A 19,795-nucleotide genomic window follows, 5' to 3' on the forward strand; every position below is an offset into this window, starting at 1 on the left:
GGGTGTTCATTGGGTTCGAGCGGTAAGCCTTGGAAATCCGCGCTCCGTCGAAGGAGCAAAAGGGACAAGATCCGTCCAGTCTAAGGTTTGGTTGGCGAGGCCATCGCGAATTCGCGCGTCGTTTGGCCTTGCGGCTGAAAGCGTGACTCAAGAACGGATTGATAAATCAGCTCGACTCTATCGCACATGGCGCCCAGCCCCCAAGACGACAGGTCGGTCAGTCTCGCGCTGTCAGCTAGCCGAGCGCGGTAGTGCTCATTTTCGAGAAGGTCGGCGATCGCCGCCGCTGCGGCGCCGACGTCTTCCGCTGACGTCACAATTCCATTCACGCCGTGCTTCACGACCTCTTCCACTCCCGGCAGATGCGAGACCACACTGGCTCGACCACCCGCCAGATACTGCATGACGACCCGAGGCAATCCTTCTCGCATTGACGTCAGCACACATACATCCGCCAGGCTGATCAGTTGTTCCGGCTTGCTGTGGTAGCCGATCAAACGAACGTTTTTTGCGAACGGGGATCGTTCAATCGCCGATTCGACGGTGGACCGCGCCGGCCCTTCGCCGGCCAGGAGCAGTCGCACGTTCGGAATTCGGTCGACGACTTGCCCAAATGCTTCAATGAATTCCACGTGGCGTTTTCTCGGTTCCAGTGCAGCCAGCATCAGGATCACCGGTGGCTTAGGCTCGCCGATAGCCGTCCCCAGGAGCAGATGCGGTTCTTGCGGCCATTGCGCGTTCGCGAAGCGTGTCAGATCGAAGCCGGAGTGGACGACGTGGTGCTGATCGGGACTGCCCAAATGATTGGCGATGCAAATGTCGCGCATAGCCTGGCTGACATCGATGAAAGCGCGGGTGAACTTCGCGGCGAGGCGTTCGGCAGCCAGGAACATCAGCCTCTGCGCGGTGCCTACATGCACGAAAGGCAAGATGTGGACGCCATGAATGATGCAAGGGACATTGGCTTCCTTTGCGGCGAGGCGGCCCACGATGCCGGCTTTGCTTTGATGTGTGTGCACGATGTCGGGCTGCCAGTCGCGTATAAGGCGAGTGAGTTGCCCAAATGCAGAAATGTCGCGGGATGGCGAAATCGAGTTGATGAGCTTTTCCAGGGTCACAACCCGAACGGATTCGCCAACGGAGGCCCGTAAACTCGCGTCGTACTCCTCGCCATGAACCAAGATCACTTCGTGGCCGTGCTGCGCCTGAGCGAGACAGCAGGCCAATGTGTTCTCTTCGGAACCTGCCCGAAGCAGTCGGGTGAGCACATGGACGATCTTCATTTGCTTATGTCCTCTGGGGACAGGAAATCGGGGGGCGGTGCATCCCATGTGGAAGCTCGAGCGCATCGAGCGGGAGCGTTCCACAACTCCTTCGGCGGCTTTTCCCGCGCATGGCCGGGATGGCTGTCGCCGGCGATCGTGGCAAAGGCTGCCCGTTCGCGTCTGCTATGGTGGTGAATGTCGCTAGCGCTGGTCTTACAGGGACAGCCAGATATGCCTGAACAGGTCCCGACCGACCGCCTCTATGCCGGCGCTCGCATCAACGGTTCGGATGTTCTTGTCCTTGGCTCGCAGCTGCGCCATCAGCAACAGCCGTGCATCGAACGCTTCTTTCTTGATTTCTCCGGGCTTCCGCTGCTCGGAGACGGCAAAATCTGAAACGAGGTGCAAAGTGAGGTGTGGTCGGCATTCCGCCATTTTCTGATACAGACTTTGCTCGAGGCGGGCGAGGGCAGACAGGCCCCGGATGGAGAACAGGTGCGGGGGGATGGTTGGTCCGTCCAGATATCCGCTGCAGAGCGCCTGAGGCCACCTGTCACAAAAGACGATCAGGCCGCGCGTCGCCCATCGATGTGCGCGTTTCACGACAGCGTATCGCTCGAACGCGATCAAAACTGCCCACAAGGCCAGCCCGGCGGCGACAACTCCTCCCTTCGACCAATTCATGCTGGAGGAATTTTTGCTATCGTGCTGGACCAAGGACTTCAGGCGGCGTCTATGGGGAAAAACCAGAGCCTGCAACGCCTTGCGAAGCCACCACCCGTTGCCGTCTCCGGTTCCGACATATGCTTGCGCGCACCCGAACTTCCATCGAAATATCTGTGTTAGCCGCTCAACCTGTGTGCTCTTCCCCATGCCATCAGGACCTACTAGCGCCACTACAAGGCCACCAGCCGCAGGCCGTCTCTTTGGTGGAAATCTGCCGGGCATCAGGTGCTGAAGGGACCTCAAGGCGAGATACGAGGTCTTGCGGGCCAGATGGACGCCAGCATCGACGATCCCGTAACGACCTGTGAAACCACACATTTCTCGGATTGAACGCCGTAGCCTGGCCAGATCTCCGCGGTGGATGCCCAAACTGTCCGCGCTTTGCAAAAATCTGCAGCTTACCGTTCTCGCGCCGCCAAATGTGTATTCCAAAACCTGCAGACCTTGCTCGCCTGACTGAAATGGCAGGCGTGCAAATTGGTCCCTCCAACCATCACCGACGGTGATCCATTGTCTCCAAGGCAGTGCCCAGGCCCGAAAGGCGAAGCGAGCAGTTGCTATTCGCATCTCGTCTTCGAGAGAGACGATCGGCACCGATACGCCGTCCACACAAATCGGCTCCCATCGTGTGATCGCCTCATAGTCGAATACCGGATATCGCTTACGAAACTCCCAGCCGACCCGGAGCCCGATATGCATGTCGAGATGGATATAGCGCCCATGCGAAAAGTCGGGCAGGAACCAGTCCTCGCGGCCGGCGCAGACATTGTCGTAGCAGGACAGACTGACGCTGCGACAGCCATGCAGCTTGCTCACTATCGAGCAGAAGGCCGGGTAATCGTGTTTGTCCAGAAGGACATCCAAGTCGTCCCGGCCCGCAAGTCCGTCTTGCAGGGATGCGAGATCCTGAATTATTCCGTACTTGAGGCCGGCCTCGTTGAATGCTCGAAACAGTTCGGTGGCGATCGGCAGGGCTGGTACCGCTTCGGGCAGCAGGGAGGGTGCGCTTCGGTGGGTTTGAGATAGCCCACCTGCGTCTGCTTTGCTGCCCGACAGACCCGCCCCAACCACCTTGGCTGGCGCCGGAGCATTCATTTCCGCCGTCGACGCTTCGGCCGGCATACTTGCCTTGGCCCCTGGAGCCCAACGACGATATTGTTGGGGCCGCTGGCCATCCCGAGACTCTCCAGGGTCCGCGGGACGGTGGCTTGCGGGGTTGGATTTGCGTGAGGGTTGCAAGGGGTGTTCCCTGTTTGATCGCGTCGAGGGCTATTCGCTCGTCGTCGCGGCTGACTTCGTTGGGACGCAGCACTGCCAATGTTCTCGATGTCGGCCCGCGGGCTCGGATGTCGCCTTGCAAGCTGCCGCAGTGAGGGTGAATTGGGTGCCAACTCATTCCTCGTTGCCGGGCGGTTTCGGCGTCTTTCGTGAAAAAGTATAAAGTAATGAAAAATACTGCCCTAATTTCAAGCAACAACAGAAATATTATTTCGGTTTATGACAATCGGGATTGAATGGTTCATGATATCAAGGAGAATTCTGACCGCTCCAGCGCTGCCAACATGATCAAGAACGCCAAGTTGATCAGAAAATGGCCCATCTATAATTCTAATTCTTTGCCCTGGCCTCAATAAAACGTCCGGGTGCAAAATTCCGTCGTCGTCGGTTGCCGATATCAAAGACTCAACCACACCGTATGGTGCCGCTATCGGCATTCCTTTGCTCATGACAAGTTTCCGGACGCCGACGGTTGAGTTGATCGGATACCAACTCTGCTGCTGAGCGAGCGAGACGAACAGATAGCAGTCGAAATACGCACTGGAGACGGTTCTGACAATGCGAGCGTGGCGGACGGTTCGCCTCCGCTTGGGCAGATAGGTTTGGAAGTTTTGCGATAGCAGGTGCCGCTCTGCCAAGCTCTCCGAATGCTGGTGCGTCTGGACCACACACCAGCGCGCAGGTTCCCCCTCGTGGGTTTTTCCTGCCGGCTCCGGGAGACGGTCATGGTATAAGTCAGCGTGCTGCATGGCAAAATATTTCTCTTGCTCTAGTTGAGATAGTAACTGTCCGAAACACCACTTTCGAGGGACGTGTAGCGGCCATATTTCGGCAGCTTTGGCTCGTCCACCATTGTCAAGGCGATGCCGGCAATCTCGGACCGGCCGCCCAGATGTCGAATTCCTTCGGCAACGGCCTCGCGTGAGGTTTCACGCCACCTCACGACAAAGAGGACTTTGTCGACATACCTCGCCAGGATCGAGGCGTCGGCCGCAGGTCCAACGGGTGGTGCATCAATGATCACCGTGTCGAATTTTCCGCGAAGCTCCTCGAGCACCGAGCGCATTCGCACCGAAGCAAGAAGGGCAGGCGGGTTCCGGGTCTTTGCGCCGGCAGGAAGCAGGGAAATACCCGAGCGTTCGTCCAGATGAATTGCGTTTGCGGCCTTCACCGGCAAAGTCAGAAGGTCGACCAGTCCGACCTTGTCCGCCATGCCGAAGAAGGTCGTGGCAGCCGAAAGCCGCAAGTCCGCATCGACGACCAGAACCCGTTCGCCGTCGGCCGCGGCGGAGCAGGCAAGGCTCAACACCAGGGTTGTCTTTCCTTCGCCGGGCATCGCCGACGTCACCAGCATGATGCGCGGCAAACGACCCTGTTCCGGTGTCCCATCGATGCCCAGGCGGAGCCGCCGGACGGCTTCGCTATATCTGGATAATGGTCTGCGCTCGAGATAGGCCACAGGCTGGGCTTGGGACTGGGCGTCTCTCGACCAGCCCGACATCCTTGGCATCGACGCAAGGACCGGAACGGCCAGCTCGTCCTCTATCTGCTTCTTTGCCATGAAGCCGGAAGCGAAAAGTTCACGGAGAACGGCGCCCGCGCCTCCGACGAAAAGTCCGAGGACAAGTCCCAGGGCCGCAAAAAGAGGCCTGTTCGGGAAGCTTGGCGAATTCGGGACACCCGCATCGGTGATCACACGTACGCCGCTGTTGAGGAGGGTGGACTTTTCCTCGGTAAGCTTGGCGCGTGAAAGGAATGTCTCGAAGAGTTCCTTGTTCGCGGCGGCAATCCTCTCCAGGTCGCGCAACTGGACGCCAACTTGACCTTCGATCTCGGATCGGTTGGATACGGAATCCAAGGCCCGGCTCAGAGACGCTTCCCGGGCTTCGGCGGCGTCGACTTCATTTTTTAGATTGCCGATGAGACGTTGGACTTCAGCGGTAATCTGTCCTTCGATGTCGCGGCGCTCGGCTTGGGCCGTCATGACATCCGGATGCCGTTCGCCATATTTCAATTTGAGGTCGGCTTCCCGCCGTGTCACTCCAGAGATCTGAGCCCGAAGTGCGCTGATCACCACGGACTGCAATACGTCAGGTATCGATTGGATGTCGCCGCCGTTAGCCAGCAATTTGTCAACTTGTTGAAACTGTGCCCGTTTCTCGGACAATTCGGCGCGTGCGTTAATTAACGCGATATTCAATTCGGACAGCTGCTGGTCAGTCAAACTGCCTGCTGGTGTCGCCAATAAATTGTGATCGATCCGAAATTTCTGAACAACTTGTTCCGAACGGCTCAGTTCCGCTCGCAGGGATGCGGCGCGCTCACTGAGCCATGTGGATGCTTTCCTGGCGCCATCGTAGCGCGACCTTACTCGATCAGCGAGATAGGTTTGGGAAATCGCGTTCGCCAGGGATGCTGCTTTTTCCGGGTCGTAAGCGGTCACTGAAATCTCAATAACGTCCGCCATTCCGACGCGCGAGACTCCCAGCGCGCGCTTCAGCCATTCCAATGCCCCCAACCCGATCTTTGGGTCTTCCGTTAGCTTTTCACTGTCGACGACGTTCTGGAGGAGCGAAGTGGATCTCAGAACTGCAATCTGGCTTTCTATAAATGTTGAATTGTCGGAAAAATCAGAATTCGAATAATCCTGTGGCGTCATGTAGTCGATCGGAGAATCGAGTAAGACTTGTGCGACTCCGGTATACGATGGGGGAAGGACATAGGCGGCCACCACAAACATGCCGAAGGTAAGCGCAGCAATGCTGCACACCAACTTCCATCGCCGTAGAAAGAAGTCAAGGATCTCCCTCACGTCGAGCGGAAGCAACTCTCGGGTTATGATCGGACTGTTAGTTGGGCTTGCCATTTCCGAATCCCCACAATCAGCAGCACAACCCCCGCCCCTCCAGCGTCGGCTGAATTTGCTTCACTTTAAAAAATAGCTCGGGCAGCTGCCTGTAAGCGCTCAAAGCGCACGAAATGTAAGGGCTCGCGCCCCGCCATCCGGCACGTCCAAATCGCTCTCTTCCGCCCCACTGACCGATCGCGTCGCCGGTCAGTCGGAAACATAACAGCTTCGCGGATATCCCCGCCATTACCATTATTGAGTAGTAAATCGGCTAAAGGTCGGTCTGGTCTACCCGACAAGCCTTTCAGATCTTAGGAAGTCGCCGGGACGATGATATATCGCCCTTCCGGGAGGTGTAAAACGCTGTAGCGTGCACGGCGTGCAGGAGCGCGCGCAGCTCCTGACGACAAGAAAGCGGCCGATCTCGTCTGGTCTGGGGTTGATATGGATGCTTACAGCCAAATTGTTGCGGGCCTTTTAGATTGGGTCGCCAACAGACCGCTAGCCATTCTGATGTTGTCCGCAACCTGGCCGTTGATACTTCTTCTGCAGAAGGGCCGGTTTCTGGGCTATGGGGCCCTTGCCGTTTTTATTGGAGCTGGCACTTTGATTGTGTTCGGCATCGAAAACCCTGTGGGAGCAGTCATTGTCGTACTTGCCTACAGTTTGCTGGTTTCAATGGCGCTGCTTTCCACCCAGAAGCGTCTTAGCCAAATCGAGGATCGTCTTGCATCGGTTATATCGGCACTCGATGACCTGGAAGTTGCCGAGGAAAGGCGGCAGACTTACAACGCCAAATATCCCTCGAACTCGCGGCTCCACCCGCGCCGAAAGCCGGCAGCCAGAACAATGGATCAAATCGTTTCGGCGGGCGCAACGGAGAGTGAGACGCAGGTGATCCCTGGTCCGCCTTGGCAAGAGTTGCAACCGCCCGATCCACCCCTGGGATCCGCGGTCAGGGCGTCGACTCGAGGAACAACAGGAGCTGACCTGCTTTCAGAAAAGCTTCGAACAAGGCTTTCAAGTCGTGCAGCTCTGCTTGGCGGGGGTTCAACCAAATGAGCGTTTGGTACGTGGAATTATAAGAGTCGGCTTAGGCGAGATGGTTAGATCTCATCCCGATTGCCCTCACAAATCGTTGCCAATGGTCCACACGGCACGAAGGTGCCGCGCCAAGAGGATCGACATTGTGGCCCCTGCATGTCGATCAGCCAGTGCGTCGCGACGCTGTTGGCAGGCCGGCGCCGCACGGCGATAACCGTTCCGGAGGCATGAACGTACATCCAAGGTGGTAAGGTTGTACCAATGGCGGTAGACTGCGACGCCATTCGGATGAAAAGATACATGGAACTTTTTGTGTCGTTGATGGGTTTTCACATTTAGCATGATCGGAGGGGCGATCGCGGGTGGGGGTAATCAAGGCAAAATGAGCTTATCAAGGCAGGCTCTTGAATTGGCGAGGGGACGTACGCTCGTTGACGCGAGTTGGGAAAGGGGAATCTCTGTGCTGCCGGGAGCTGTCCGCCGCCTTTATCCGGCGAACACGACGATTGCACGCGAGCATCAGGCCAAATCCTTCATCCTAGTTATGACCGCCGGGTGGGCGGCATTCGCCAAAACGTTGCGGAATGGCTCGCGTCTGATCGTCGATTTTGCGCTTCCTCGCGAAATTGCCTTGATCGAGTTCTGCGGAGAAGGGGGCGAGACGGTAACCGCTCTCTCCGATGTTACCGCGATCGAGCTGACCGGTCCTGTCCATACTTGTTTTTCGCGCTACCCGCAGTCGATTTGCGAGGCAATCCTGCTGGCTGAGGCAAGGCGCTACTCAAGGGTTGCGGAACATCTGGCAGGAGTCAGCAGGCGGGGACCTGTGGAACGCACGGCTCATTTTCTTCTCGAGCTGGGCTGCCGAGCACATCGATCGGCAACGAGTTACCCGGATCGCTATGAATGCCCGCTGACCCAAGCCGAGCTGGCCGACGCGTTGGGGCTTTCAGCTGTGCATGTAAGTCGCGTGTTGAAGGATTTGAGGGAAAGCGGACTGGCTTCATTCCGCAATGGTGTGGTCGAGTTGCACGACCATGCGGGACTTATCAAAACGGCCGGATTTGATCGGTCTTATATTTCGAGCTGGCACCAAGCGTAATTTTGGTCTCGCCGCGCTCCCTGGCTTCGCTGTCGGTCTCTTACTGAGACGCCCCCCAATCGTCGCCGCCACCAGCTCGCAGGGAAAATGGCCGATGCGGGGGGGCAGCCCTTTGGGGGTGAGGACCGCACCGGCCACTGCAGCGGGCTTAGGTTACGCACCCGCACCGATCAATTCTACAAGGTATGGCAGCAAGGGCGCAATTAATCCTATCGGTGGTGCCCAGTGTAGCCGAGTGCTGATATCGGGATTAGGCGGCGTTGGCCCGCAAGGGAAAAACGGGAATGGCCGGGATGAAAAACGTCAACGACGCACGGCGCCAGAATCGAGCGCCAGAATCGAGTGCAAGGATTCCCACCAGCGCGAATCCGGCGCAACGCGGTCCATCTTCCAGCAGGCGGCGCCACGATAGCCGATGCGGCGCGACTTCGCGCTCAGCCACTCCGCCGGGACCTCTTGATTCAACCAGCCTTGCTGCCGAGACAGACCGCTCCAACGTCGGTTCGTGGCGGCTTTTGGCGAGGCGGAGCTTTCCGAACCAGATCGCCTGATGCTACTCGCCGCCTAGGTCTTTTGCGTTGTGAGCTCATCCAAGTAGTGGAATGGACTGAACGTCATATGAGGCCGTAGCGTTCCTTTTTTGGCGTGGGGCTTGGGGAAGGCCGGATGACGATATCGTTGGAAATCAAAGACTTTTTAGAAATTGAGGCGTACCGGCGAACCATCAGGACACTCGACTACGCCTATGACCTCGACCTGGCAAATGCTTGCACGCCTGCGGAGCGGGAAAAGGCCGAGTACCGACATTATTGGGAAACGTTACTATACTACGAACAGATCGCCGAGATAAGAACTCGGCGACTGATCCGGAAGGCGGGCCGTCTCAATATGCCGATTGGCTACGCAGACGACGACAGCCCAATGTGGAGGAGATCGTCTCAGCTCAACAGCTGGGTGCTGACGCCACTTGGTTACGCTGAAGTCCAAAATATGATCAATCAGAAGCGCAAAGGCCGCCGAGTGCGCGCCACTGCCTGGGTTCGTGTGACCATCGGCTCACTCACCCGGCTAGTATCTGTTTGGCTGGTTGCGCGCGGGCAGTAGCTCTCGGGTGAAGAGCAGGAGACCGCGCGTCGCGTATGCTGGCGCCGGCGAACGCCGACCGCGAGACCGACTATCCCGCGCTCGCGCCCAGCGTGACGAGAAGCTCGTCCAGTTGCTCAAACGTCTCGCCCATCGCATCCGCCGCCCCGGTGCCGGCAGCGTCGAGAGCTTCCTTCGAAGGATAGAGTTCGTGCATGACCAGCAGCGTCCTGTCGCCTTTTTCCTCGAAGGTCACCGTGGTGACGGGTCCACCGTCACCACCTTCGTCATTGGTCCAGACGAGGCGCGAGTGCGGCGTCACTTCGATATACCTGCCGAAGAACTCGGCAGGGTTTGAGGCATCGTGGCCGAACACCAAACGGTATCTGCCCCCGGTACGAACATCCATCTCGCAGGAACGCAGCAACATGCCCATCGACTTCGGCGCCCACCACCGCATGAACAGCTCGGGCTTGGTCCACGCCTCGAACACGATGCGCGCCGGTGCAGCAAAGGTTCGCGTAACGACGAGCTCACGTTCGGACTTCCGCTCCACCGTCGTGCGGTTCTTCATGGGGTTGGGCTGACTATCTTTTCTTCCGTCCATCGACTTTCTCCTTCCGTTTCAATTCCTCGACAACCTTGTCCAACTCGTCGAAGCGTGCGTCCCAGAGCTGGCGGTGCCTCTCGATCCATGCGGCCTCTTCCTCCAGCCGGTGCAGGCCGAGCTTGCAGGTCCGCACGCGCCCCATCTTCTCCGTGGTGACGAGCCCCGCCTGCTCCAAGACGCCGACATGCTTCTTCATGCCCGTGAGGGTCATGTGGAACTTCTCGGCAAGATCCGTGATCGAAGCGTCTGCACGCCCGAGCTGCTCCAGAACGCCGCGTCGGGTGGCGTCCGAGAGCGCGGCGAACGAGGCATCGAGGCGGGTTTTGGAATACTGAACCATTCGGTTCAGTATGTAACAGACGGATTGGCGGCACGCAAGGGGAGGGTCCATGCGGGCCGTATCTCCCGCCTTGCCAAGTACACCGATGAAGCCGTCTTTGGCGACCTCTGGAAGCGTCCGGACCTGTCGCCACGCGACCCGCAGTGTCGTGACGGTCGCGGCTCTGGTTGCCAAGAACCAGGTGGTCGAAATGGCGTTCCACGTCAACGTCGCGCTGGACAACGGCGTGAAGCCTGCCGAACTCTCCGAGATCATCACCCAAGGAGGTCTTCGCCGCTCCTAAAGCGCTCGCGCGGGCGATCCGACGGCCTAGAAACCTACAAGTTCTCGACTTCCGAAAAACTTGCCGTAATATCGATCCAGCTCAGGGTTCAGGTGTAGATAGCGGCTTATCCGCTCCTGAACATGATTCTGCCTGTATTGACTAACCGCCTTCTTTTCTTGTGGTTTCCAGGCTTGGCAGCGTTCGGACATAACCGCGGCGGGTCGGTATTTATGTGCCATTTTTGCTACATTTCGCAATCTTATGGCCTGAAACTGCTATTTAGGGACATCTAAAGCTCTCATATTTTGTAAATCTGTTGGATAGTCCACCAACGGCAGGCCTTGGCTTGGTTGTAGCGCTTGGAAATAAGGCGCTGGGGAAACGTTGGGGTGGGATAAATGAATACGACAACTGCGTCGGCGGTGGGCAAGCGCCTTGGTGTTTTGATGGCGGCTACCATGCTGGCCTGCGGGAGTGCTCATGCGCTCACGCTCAAGGAGGCGATGGCTGTTGCGGTGGAGTCCAATCCCGAAATTGGGCAGGCAATCGAAAACCGCGAAGCAATCGAATTCGAGTTGCGGCAGGCTAAGGGCCTTTATCTTCCCAGTGTCGATATCGAGGCATCGGCCGGCGTTCGCCGTCTCGACAATTCGTCCCGGCGGTCGCTTTCCATAGAAGATGACTCGCTTTATCCGGCGGAAGCCGATGTGGTGGTCACGCAGAAACTGTTCGACAGCGGAGCGCGGCGCGCGGAATTGAATCGCCAGGCGTCACGAGTTGACGGAGCGTCCTTCCGGGTGCTGGAACGGTCGGAATTTATCGGGCTGTCCGTTGTCCAGGATTATCTAGAATACATGCTGCAGGCTTCCATCGTTGCCGAGGCGAAGAAAAACCTGGGCTTCCATCAAGCGATTCTGGGCGATATCCGGCAGGGTATTTCGGGCGGCGCGCTAAACGAGGCAGACCGGCAACAGGCAGAGGAGCGTCTGTTCGCGGCCAAGGCACGCATGCAGGAGGCGACCGAAGAACTGGAAGCCTCCAAGATCCGCTTCTTCAAGACCGTCGGTAAGCCGCTGGTCAATGCGTCGCGGCCGGGGGACGTCGCCGCCGCACTTCCGAGGTCACTCGACGACGCGCTGGGCTTGGCGCGGCAGAGCAATCCACGCGTTCACATGGCCACCAGCGATATCGCCGCCGCCGCTTCCCAGGTGGATGCGGCCCGGGCGAAATACGGCCCTGAAGTTGTGGCTGAAGGCCGCGCCAGGGCAGGCACTGACATTGACGGCGACGATGGGGACGCCAGCGACCTGCAGGCGCGTCTGGTGCTGCGTTGGAACCTCTACAGAGGCGGCATAGACAAGGCCAACGAGCAGGAACAGATCCGCCGCGGGAGCGAACAGCGGCTTGCCTATCATCAGGTGTTGCGTGAGATCGAGGAGGCTGTCCGCACGTCATGGGATCGCCGCTTCAGGCAAGCCGACCTTGCAAAGACCCTCAGGCTGCAAGCAGCTTCCAGCGAAAAGCTGGTTTCGTCCTACCGCGAGCAGTTCAAGGTAGGCCAGCGGTCGTTGCTCGACGTGCTCGATGCGCAGAATACGCGGTTCAACACGGCAACCCTGGCGGATACCGCCTCCTATGCGTCGCTGTTCGCCCAATACCGGCTGCTGGCGGCGACCGGACAGTTGCTGAAAACGATGAACCTTCAGCCGGCGAAACAGGCCACGGCCTATGCACGCACCGAGTTCGGGACACCGGAGACGGCTGACACCGAAACCTACGCACGGACGCCATCGGAACAGAAAAATGATCTGCCCTTCGATATTCTTGCCCCAGTGAGAAAGAAGTAAAACAGCTAAAGGTCCAGCGAGAGTCTCTTGCGGGCAAATCGTGAACCAGAAACCCAACATCCTCTCCCCCAAGGAGGCGTTCAAGGCCTGCTTCTCAGGCGTTGCCGGATATCTCGGCAGACCGAGCGCGGAAACAGTGCTGTTCGCGGGCGTGCCGCTTTCGGACACGCGAATTGAAATCGACGATATCAGGCACCTTGCCGAGCGCATCGGTTTGGAAGTCACCGAGTTCAGCCACCGCGATTTTCTCAGGGGACGCGTCGACCTGCCCGCTATCGTCTTTCGGGTCGGCGCGTTGCCGGTCGCCCTGCTCGCGCAAGGCGAAGACGGTGCATACGTCACCGTGCCCCAGGAAGACGGCCGTACCACGATTGGCAGATCCGAGCTGGCCGCCAGCTATATCAGCGGCGGCGCTTCCTTCTCGATCACGTATGCCAATGCCGCCGAGGGAATGAAGGTCGGGTCGGCGCAGCAGATCGAAAGACGCCACTGGCTTACGGGAACGATGGGCGCTTTCTGGCGCACCTACTCGAAAGTGGTCATGGCGGCAGTGTTCATCAACATGCTGGCCATAGCCTCGCCCATCTTTACGATGAACGTCTACGACAGAATCCTGCCAAACAAGGCGATATCCACATTATGGGTTCTGGCCATCGGCATTGGCGCCGTCATCCTGTTCGACCTGCTTTTGAAGACCGCCAGAGCTTCCCTGATCGACTATGCCGGACGCAAGGCAGATCTTCGGATATCGTATCTTCTGTTTGAAAAAGTGCTGAACTCGTCGCTGTCGGCGCGTCCCGGTTCGACCGGCGAATACGCGAACAGGGTCACGCAATATGAGTTCGTCAGGGAGTTCTTCACCTCGAACACCATCAGCGTGTTCATCGACACGGCTTTCGTCTTCGTCTTTCTTCTCGTCATTTATGCAATAGGCGGCTGGCTGGTGATCATACCGGCGCTGGCCTTTGTGATGTCCGTCGTCGTCGGCCTGATCACCCAGCGCCGCATCGGCAAGCGCGTCGCCGCCTCGATGAACGAAGCTTCGCAACGCCAGGCCCTGCTGGTCGAATCCATTTCCACGCTGGAAACGATCAAGTCGCTGCGCGCCGAGGCGTATCTGCTGCGCAAATGGGGGGAGCACTCCAAGAACGCCGCCAACACGTCCGAGAAGATCAAGCAACTTTCGGCGGCCGCGGGCAACATAACCCAGTCCATACAGCAGTTGGTGACCGTCGCTCTGGTCGTGGCCGGCGCATATGCCTTCTCGGAAGGCCATGTTTCGACAGGAGCAATCATAGGTACGGTCATGCTGGCGAGCAGGGCCGTGGCTCCGCTCGGCCAGATCGCCATCACGCTGTCCCGGTTTCGCCAGGCCATGCTCTCATTGAGAATGGTGAACTCGATCATGGCTCAACCGGAAGACCGGCCGGACACGGTGGGTTTCGTCAACCGCCCCGTTCGCAATGGGGCGATGGTGTTCAGGAACGTCGGGTTTGTCTATCCCGGCTCGGAGAACGAGGTTCTGACCGGTCTGAATTTCTCGGTGAAGCCGGGAGAGCGGATCGGCATCATCGGCCGCATAGGATCGGGAAAGACGACGATGGGTCGGCTGATCGGCAGGCTTTTCCTGCCGACCTCCGGTGAGTTGCTGCTGGATGGGATCGATATTCGCCAGTATCACCCGTCGGAGGTTCGCGCCGCGGTCGGCATTGTTGCGCAGGCTGGCGATCTGTTCTCGGGCACCATCAAGGAAAACCTCCTGATGGCATGTCCCGAGGCGACCGATGAGCAAATCATCGAAGCGTCAAAGGCAGCCGGCGTCGACGATTTCGTCTCACGCCACCCGCGCGGCTACGACATGAATGTCGGCGAGCGCGGCACCAATCTTTCAGGCGGCCAGAGGCAGACGGTGGCGATCGCACGCCTGCTGCTGACCAAACCGAAAATCGTCTTCCTCGACGAGCCATCCGGCTCTATGGATCTCGCATCCGAACGCCAGCTGATAAAGCAGCTCAAGGTCGCCTTTGACCGCGACACCACGCTGATCGTCTCCACTCACCGTTTCAGCATGCTTGAACTGGCTGACCGCCTGATCGTGATCGAACAGGGCAAGATAGTCGCGGACGGACCGAAAGACCAAGTCATACAAGCGCTGCAGAAAACAAGCGCCTGAGAAACAATGTAGATGCATCCAATGCGTTGGGGCGTGGGAAATGCTTGCCAGAGAAGACCGGCCGCCGCTGTTTGCGTCGGCGTCCATATTCATCATAGGAGCGCTTTTTGTCGTTTTTGTCGCCTGGGCGTCCTTTGCCGAAGTCGATGAGATCGCGCGCGGCGACGGCAAGGTGATACCTGCTTCCAAGACCCAGGTCATTCAGGCCAGTGAAGCCGGCGTCGTTCAGGAAATCGCGGTGACCATCGGCCAGATCGTCAAGAAGAACGATCTCATCATTCGGCTCGACAACACGCTCAACACGTCCAGCCTTGGCGAGCAGCAGGCCAAGGCGCGCGCGCTGGAAGTGCGCATTGCACGGCTGAAATACGAACAGGGGGGCAATCTCTCTGGCTCATTTCCGTGCCCACAAGACATTCAGTCGGTCGCTCCGCAAATCTGCGACAATGAACAGAAACTGCTCATCGCCCGGCGCGAGAATTTCGACAACAAGCTCTCCGTGCTCAAGTCACGCCTCGATCAGCGCGAGAAGGAACTGGCCGAGGCGGTGGCCAATTCCGACCGTCTTACCAAGGGCCTGGTTGTCAGCGACCAGGAGGCAAAACTCATCGAGGCGATGGTCAAGAAAGGCCTGATGGCAAGGACCGAGCAGCTCCGGGTCGAGCGTGAACAGACCGACCTCAACGGCCAGTTGAATCTGGCTGGCGAGACCATCAAGAAGGCCAAGGCGGCGATCACCGAGGCACAGCTTCAGGTCGAGGAACTTGGCCTGCAGCTCCAGCAGGAAGCCTTGGATGACCTCACCCAGGCGCTGGCGGATCTTTCGGTGGTGGATGAAACCATAAGGGGGGCGACCGACAAGGTGGCGCGCACCGATATCAAGTCTCCGGTGGACGGGATCGTCAACACGCTGGAGCTGAACACGGTCGGCGCCTTCGTCCAGCCTGGCGCCGTTGTGGCCGGCATCGTGCCGACCTCCGAGACTTTGCTGGTGGAGGCACGGGTCTCGCCGCGCGATGTCGCGTTCATCCGCCCCGACCAGGAAGCCCTTATCAAGGTCACCGCCTACGATTTCTCGATCTTCGGCGGCATCGAAGGCAAGGTCTCCAATATTACCGCCGACAGCCTGGTCGATCAGAAGACCGGAGAACCCTATTATCAAGTGCGCGTGTCGACGGATAAATCGACCCTTGAAAGAGATGGCAAGGCCTACTCGATCATCCCCGGAATGATATGTTCGGTCGACATCAAGACCGGGCGCAAGACGATCTTGCACTACCTCTTGAAGCCGATCAACAAGGCGCGTGAGGAGGCGATGAGTGAGCGGTAGCCCCAGCTTTCAGCATCCCGATCGCGAGCGGCTGCTTCCGCCGGTGACCGCCGAGGATTTTGGGCTGGAGTTTCGGGTCGTGGCGCGTGGCGGCATACGACGCGGCATCCGTTTGGAACGGGCATTCTGGATGACTCTGAAGCAGATCGCCGAGAGCAGGAAATGCACGATCGGCATGCTCATCGATGAGATCGCCGAAAATCAGGCGCAGACGGGCAACCTGACATCCGCGATCAGGGTGGCCTGCATGCGTGGATTGGCGGGCGAAAACCTGACCTTGCGAAGGCTTGCGTCGATCAATACCGTCAACGCCATACTGGTCGCTTGCCCGTCACCGGCCTTTGCGTTGGCTTCGTCGAAGAAGATCCTGACGTTCAACGCGTCGTTCCAGCAACTGGTCAAGCGTCAATTGCCGATAGCACCGAACGATGATGCACGGCACGACCTCAAGCTGGCGCTGGACCTCAATGTGGCGGACATCTTCGCGCGGCTCGACGCCAATGGCGAAGCGCCGGTGGCCACCGGTTTCGTCATCGGCGCTGGTGAACGTCGATACCGAGGCCAGTTGAATGCGGTGCGAGCCCCGGTACTCGAGCCGGAGCTGCTGATGGCGTTCGTATTCGGCGGCTAAACCACGGAACAAACCGGAATACGCCGCGCAATCATGCCGGAACCTACGGCTGAAAGCCCTCGCCCGGCGCGACGGTCGCGAAGCCGCCCTTGATGTCGGCCATCTCGGCTCCGCCCGGTTTTGAGCCGTGGATCCAGGCCCGGTCCGTGCTGAAGGAGTAGAGCGGAACGTAGTCCGGGAGATCGCTGTCGCGAACAACGATGTTGCTGAGACTGTCGAGAATGAAAGTGCCGCTGCCTGTGCTCACCGACAGCACTGCGTGAAAGAAACCTCTCCTGCGATCCTGGAGAACGACGAGCGCCATGCTTTGCGTTGGAATGCCGGCCCTCAGCAGAGCCGTCATCTTGAGGATGGCGAAATCCTCGCAGTCGCCGGCGCGCCGTTCGAGAATTTCCGAAGGCTTCGCCCAATAGTCGAGTTTGCCGTAGACGACGCTGTCTTTCCGGTAGGCGATCAGGCGATTTACGCTGCTGTTGACGAAGGATAGTTTCTCGCTGAATCCCTTGCCCTGGGCGGCGGAGATCATGCTGGCAAAAGCCGCGCTCTTGCGCTCGCAGGCGCTGCCCGCCGAGCAGGCGGCGATTGCCTGGTAGACGGGCGCCCAGCGGACCGAGACGGGAAAATTGCGCATGGACAAGGCAACCGATCCGAATACGCCCGGAATGATCGACGCCGTCTGCACCGGATCGATCCCGGCATCGCCTTGCGCCGTTGACGGACCATCTCCGCGATCGGCAGCCGCCGGCCCATAGCTCCCGAATACCATGCCGATCCGGTAGGCGGCCGCAGGCTGCCAGGGCTGCGGCCTCGACAGCGAAACACCGCCGAGACAGGGCGGCGTCTGGACCTTTTCCAGAGGCGCGCCGGATGCGGCGGCATCGCTGGAAACGGCGTTCGCGAATGAATGTCCGGTCAGGCCGAAAAGCCCGATTGCCAGCAAGAGCACCTTGAGCCCGGTTTTTCCCAGGGCTGAATTTTCTTTTTTCATAACGCCCACCTTTGACTGTGGACGCTACCAATCTTGTCTCAAATTATCGGAAAGGAAGGTGGATAACTTTCCTGCAAATAGTCTTGTCCATTTTCTGTAAAATTTTATTCGATTTTATACTTTGATTTACCAAGACCGGTCGGTCCATCCCGGGCAAGTCAGTCCCGTGGAAGCCAATGTATAGCCCGTTATATTGTTGTGGTTTACCACGAGTAAAAAATGCTAATCAATGCATATCAGGATATATGAAATAGATTAGAGGACTGTTGCAAAGCATAAGGTGTCGCTGTCTCTTGCCGGGAAATACCGGAGGGGTTTGAGCAATGACCACCAATATCGAGCTGGACAGTTTTTCGGGTTCCCTGGACCAACATTCCGCGTCCAATGAACACAACAGCCAGACATCGCCTGCGCAGATCCAGGTCGCGCAAGCAACGTCGACGCAGCCTGCGCCGGCGGCATCCGAACCGGTGCCGGTCGATGTTGGCGGCGGAGCACCCGTCAAGCCGGAAGCGCCGGCGGCGACACCCGCGGCGGCAACCGCCGCCCCAGCAGGCGCAGCGCCGCATGAATATGTGGCCGACGCCGGCAACATCGTAAAACTTCCGTCCAACGTTTCCATCGACAACATCAAGGTCGATGGCCACAACCTCGTGCTCGAACAGGCCGACGGCTCCGTGATCGTGATCAAGGAGGGCGCCTTGAACGTGCCGACCTTCATGATCGGCGACGTCGAGGTGCCGCGCGTTGCCTTGCTGGCGGCCTTGGAAGCCAGCCATGTAGATGTTGCCTTCGGTGCCGACGGTTCCATATCGGCCGGCCCGGGCGGTTCGAATTCAAGTGCGGGCGGAGACTTCTCGATCCCCCCCGGCGGCATCGGCGATGGGTTCGGCCTTTCGGCACTGCTGCCGCCGACGGACCTGGCGTTTGGCCAGCCGGATCACCGCGAGTTGTTTCCGAGCCTACGGCCCGACTCAACGCCGTCGATCACCGACCTGACGCCTGACACCACTGGTGGCGACACCATCGTTAATGAAAAAGGCCTGCCGGCAAGTTCCGGGTCGGAAGGCTCGGGCGAGGCGGCGGCGCCAGGCATCGACGGCGACACCTCCGAACATAACACCGGTACCTTTACCATTACCTCGCCCGACGGTATCGGCTCGCTGACGATCGCCGGCCAGGTGATTTCCGGCGCCGAGCTTGCCAACAGCGCATCCGCGCCGATCAACCTTACCACCCCGCTCGGCAACACGCTGACTGTCAACGGCTACGACGCCAGCACCGGCCAGGTGAGCTACAGCTACACGCTCGTCCATGGTGCTACTCACCCCGGTCCAGGCACCGATTCCCTCTTCGACAACATGATCGTCACCGTCACCGACACCGACGGCGATATCTCAGCTCCCGGCACGCTGTCGGTCCAGATCGTCGATGACGTGCCGACGGCGCATAACGACAGCGCCACGCAGGCGAGCGAGAACGCGTCCGTGACGGTGGACGTGTTCGCCAACGACGTGCCCGGCGCGGACGGAGTGAACATCACCGATCCGGCCAAGGTGAGCTATGTGGCGGGATCGCTGGCGGGTGGCGCCGGAACGGTCACCTACCACAATGACGGCACCTTCACCTACGCGCCGGTTGCCGGCGAGGAAGGGACGGTGACGTTCCAGTACCAGATCGTCGACGGCGACGGCGACCCGTCGACGGCGACGGTGACGATCAACCTGCTGAAGGACTCGACGCCGACGATCGTGATCGCCGAGGACTCGGACACGAGCGTGAACGAGGCGGGCCTTCCGACGCGCGGCGGCGAGCCGGCGGGCTCGGGCGAGATTGCCGACAGCAACGGCACCGACAACAGCGATCCGAGCGAGACGGCGACGGGTTCGCTGAACATCACCACGGGCGGCGACACGATCGATCACCTCTATGTGACCGACAAGGACAACATCCAGGTTGAGGTGACCAACGCGGCCGGCGGCATCCTGGTGCACGGCCAGTATGGCGACCTGACCATCACCGGCACGCCGGCGACGGGCTACACCTATTCCTACACGCTGCTGGACAACACCTCGGGCAACACCACCCATGACGACTTCGCCGTCCAGGTGGTTGATACCGATGGCGACCCGGCCTCCACCACGCTCACCATCAACATCGTCGACGACGTGCCGTTAGCGGTTGCCGACACGGACAGCGTCACGGAAGGCGGCACGGCGAGCGGCAACGTGGTCACCGGGCTTGGTAGCGACGGCAATGCGGCCG

At 59.1% G+C, this 19,795-nt stretch carries 15 protein-coding genes and 1 pseudogene; 9 read left to right on the top strand and 7 right to left on the bottom strand.

The genetic code is table 11. The features are described 5' to 3' along the window. Positions 1–80 precede the first annotated feature (80 nt). The 4 genes from NKI49_RS01575 to NKI49_RS01590 form a co-directional block, all read right to left on the bottom strand. The gene (locus NKI49_RS01575) at positions 81–1,283 is read right to left on the bottom strand and encodes a glycosyltransferase (protein ID WP_352598075.1); all 1,203 of its coding nucleotides are present in this window, start codon (positions 1,281–1,283) and stop codon (positions 81–83) included. Positions 1,284–1,478: 195 nt separating this feature from the next. After that, positions 1,479–3,113 carry a hypothetical protein gene (locus tag NKI49_RS01580; RefSeq protein WP_352598074.1) on the bottom strand — a complete coding sequence of 545 codons (1,635 nt, stop codon included), beginning with the start codon at positions 3,111–3,113 and terminating at the stop codon, positions 1,479–1,481. A gap of 344 nt (positions 3,114–3,457) precedes the next feature. Beyond that, positions 3,458–4,018, bottom strand: coding sequence for a transcription termination/antitermination protein NusG (gene nusG / locus NKI49_RS01585; protein WP_352598073.1), 561 nt, complete (start codon positions 4,016–4,018; stop codon positions 3,458–3,460). Between the two features lie 20 nt (positions 4,019–4,038). Next, positions 4,039–6,135, bottom strand: a complete 2,097-nt coding sequence (locus NKI49_RS01590) for a GumC family protein (RefSeq protein WP_352598072.1) — start codon at positions 6,133–6,135, stop codon at positions 4,039–4,041. A gap of 426 nt (positions 6,136–6,561) precedes the next feature. On the opposite strand from NKI49_RS01590, the gene NKI49_RS01595 reads away from it, so the two are divergent. The 3 genes from NKI49_RS01595 (at position 6,562) to NKI49_RS01605 (ending at position 9,367) form a co-directional block, all read left to right on the top strand. Next, positions 6,562–7,179: a hypothetical protein gene (locus NKI49_RS01595; RefSeq protein WP_352598071.1), complete on the top strand. Its 618-nt coding sequence runs from the start codon at positions 6,562–6,564 to the stop codon at positions 7,177–7,179. Between the two features lie 442 nt (positions 7,180–7,621). Then, positions 7,622–8,263 (top strand): Crp/Fnr family transcriptional regulator, encoded by a 642-nt coding sequence (locus NKI49_RS01600; RefSeq protein WP_352598070.1) that lies wholly within the window; start codon positions 7,622–7,624, stop codon positions 8,261–8,263. Between the two features lie 666 nt (positions 8,264–8,929). Next, entirely contained in the window at positions 8,930–9,367 is a 438-nt protein-coding gene (locus NKI49_RS01605) for a hypothetical protein (protein ID WP_352598069.1), read from the top strand. 70 nt (positions 9,368–9,437) lie between these two features. Here NKI49_RS01605 and NKI49_RS01610 read toward each other — a convergent pair whose 3' ends face one another. Next, positions 9,438–9,953 carry an SRPBCC family protein gene (locus tag NKI49_RS01610; protein WP_352598068.1) on the bottom strand — a complete coding sequence of 172 codons (516 nt, stop codon included), beginning with the start codon at positions 9,951–9,953 and terminating at the stop codon, positions 9,438–9,440. Next, complete coding sequence (locus NKI49_RS01615) at positions 9,934–10,296, bottom strand: ArsR/SmtB family transcription factor (protein ID WP_352598067.1); 363 nt, start codon at positions 10,294–10,296, stop codon at positions 9,934–9,936. The genes NKI49_RS01610 and NKI49_RS01615 overlap by 20 nt, the downstream gene beginning before the upstream one ends. Positions 10,297–10,345: 49 nt before the next feature. Between NKI49_RS01615 and NKI49_RS01620 the strand changes: the two are divergent. The 5 genes and pseudogenes from NKI49_RS01620 to NKI49_RS01640 form a co-directional block, all read left to right on the top strand. Next, positions 10,346–10,555: pseudogene (locus NKI49_RS01620) on the top strand (carboxymuconolactone decarboxylase family protein); the annotation flags it as partial. A gap of 404 nt (positions 10,556–10,959) precedes the next feature. Then, positions 10,960–12,408: a TolC family protein gene (locus NKI49_RS01625; RefSeq protein WP_352598066.1), complete on the top strand. Its 1,449-nt coding sequence runs from the start codon at positions 10,960–10,962 to the stop codon at positions 12,406–12,408. 40 nt (positions 12,409–12,448) lie between these two features. After that, positions 12,449–14,581, top strand: coding sequence for a type I secretion system permease/ATPase (locus NKI49_RS01630; protein ID WP_352598065.1), 2,133 nt, complete (start codon positions 12,449–12,451; stop codon positions 14,579–14,581). Positions 14,582–14,621: 40 nt separating this feature from the next. Next, positions 14,622–15,911: an HlyD family type I secretion periplasmic adaptor subunit gene (locus tag NKI49_RS01635; protein ID WP_352598064.1), complete on the top strand. Its 1,290-nt coding sequence runs from the start codon at positions 14,622–14,624 to the stop codon at positions 15,909–15,911. Further along, the gene (locus NKI49_RS01640) at positions 15,901–16,542 is read left to right on the top strand and encodes a ribbon-helix-helix domain-containing protein (protein ID WP_352598063.1); all 642 of its coding nucleotides are present in this window, start codon (positions 15,901–15,903) and stop codon (positions 16,540–16,542) included. Before NKI49_RS01635 ends, NKI49_RS01640 begins: the two co-directional genes overlap by 11 nt. A 43-nt stretch (positions 16,543–16,585) precedes the next feature. Here NKI49_RS01640 and NKI49_RS01645 read toward each other — a convergent pair whose 3' ends face one another. Beyond that, positions 16,586–17,530, bottom strand: coding sequence for a transglutaminase-like cysteine peptidase (locus tag NKI49_RS01645; RefSeq protein WP_352598062.1), 945 nt, complete (start codon positions 17,528–17,530; stop codon positions 16,586–16,588). A gap of 323 nt (positions 17,531–17,853) precedes the next feature. Here NKI49_RS01645 and NKI49_RS01650 point away from each other — a divergent pair. Beyond that, positions 17,854–19,795: cadherin-like domain-containing protein (locus NKI49_RS01650; protein WP_352695511.1), on the top strand; the 1,942-nt coding region annotated here is incomplete at its 3' end.

Origin of the sequence: Mesorhizobium sp. M0587, assembly GCF_040320945.1 — a bacterium.
Classification (GTDB): Bacteria; Pseudomonadota; Alphaproteobacteria; order Rhizobiales; family Rhizobiaceae; genus Mesorhizobium.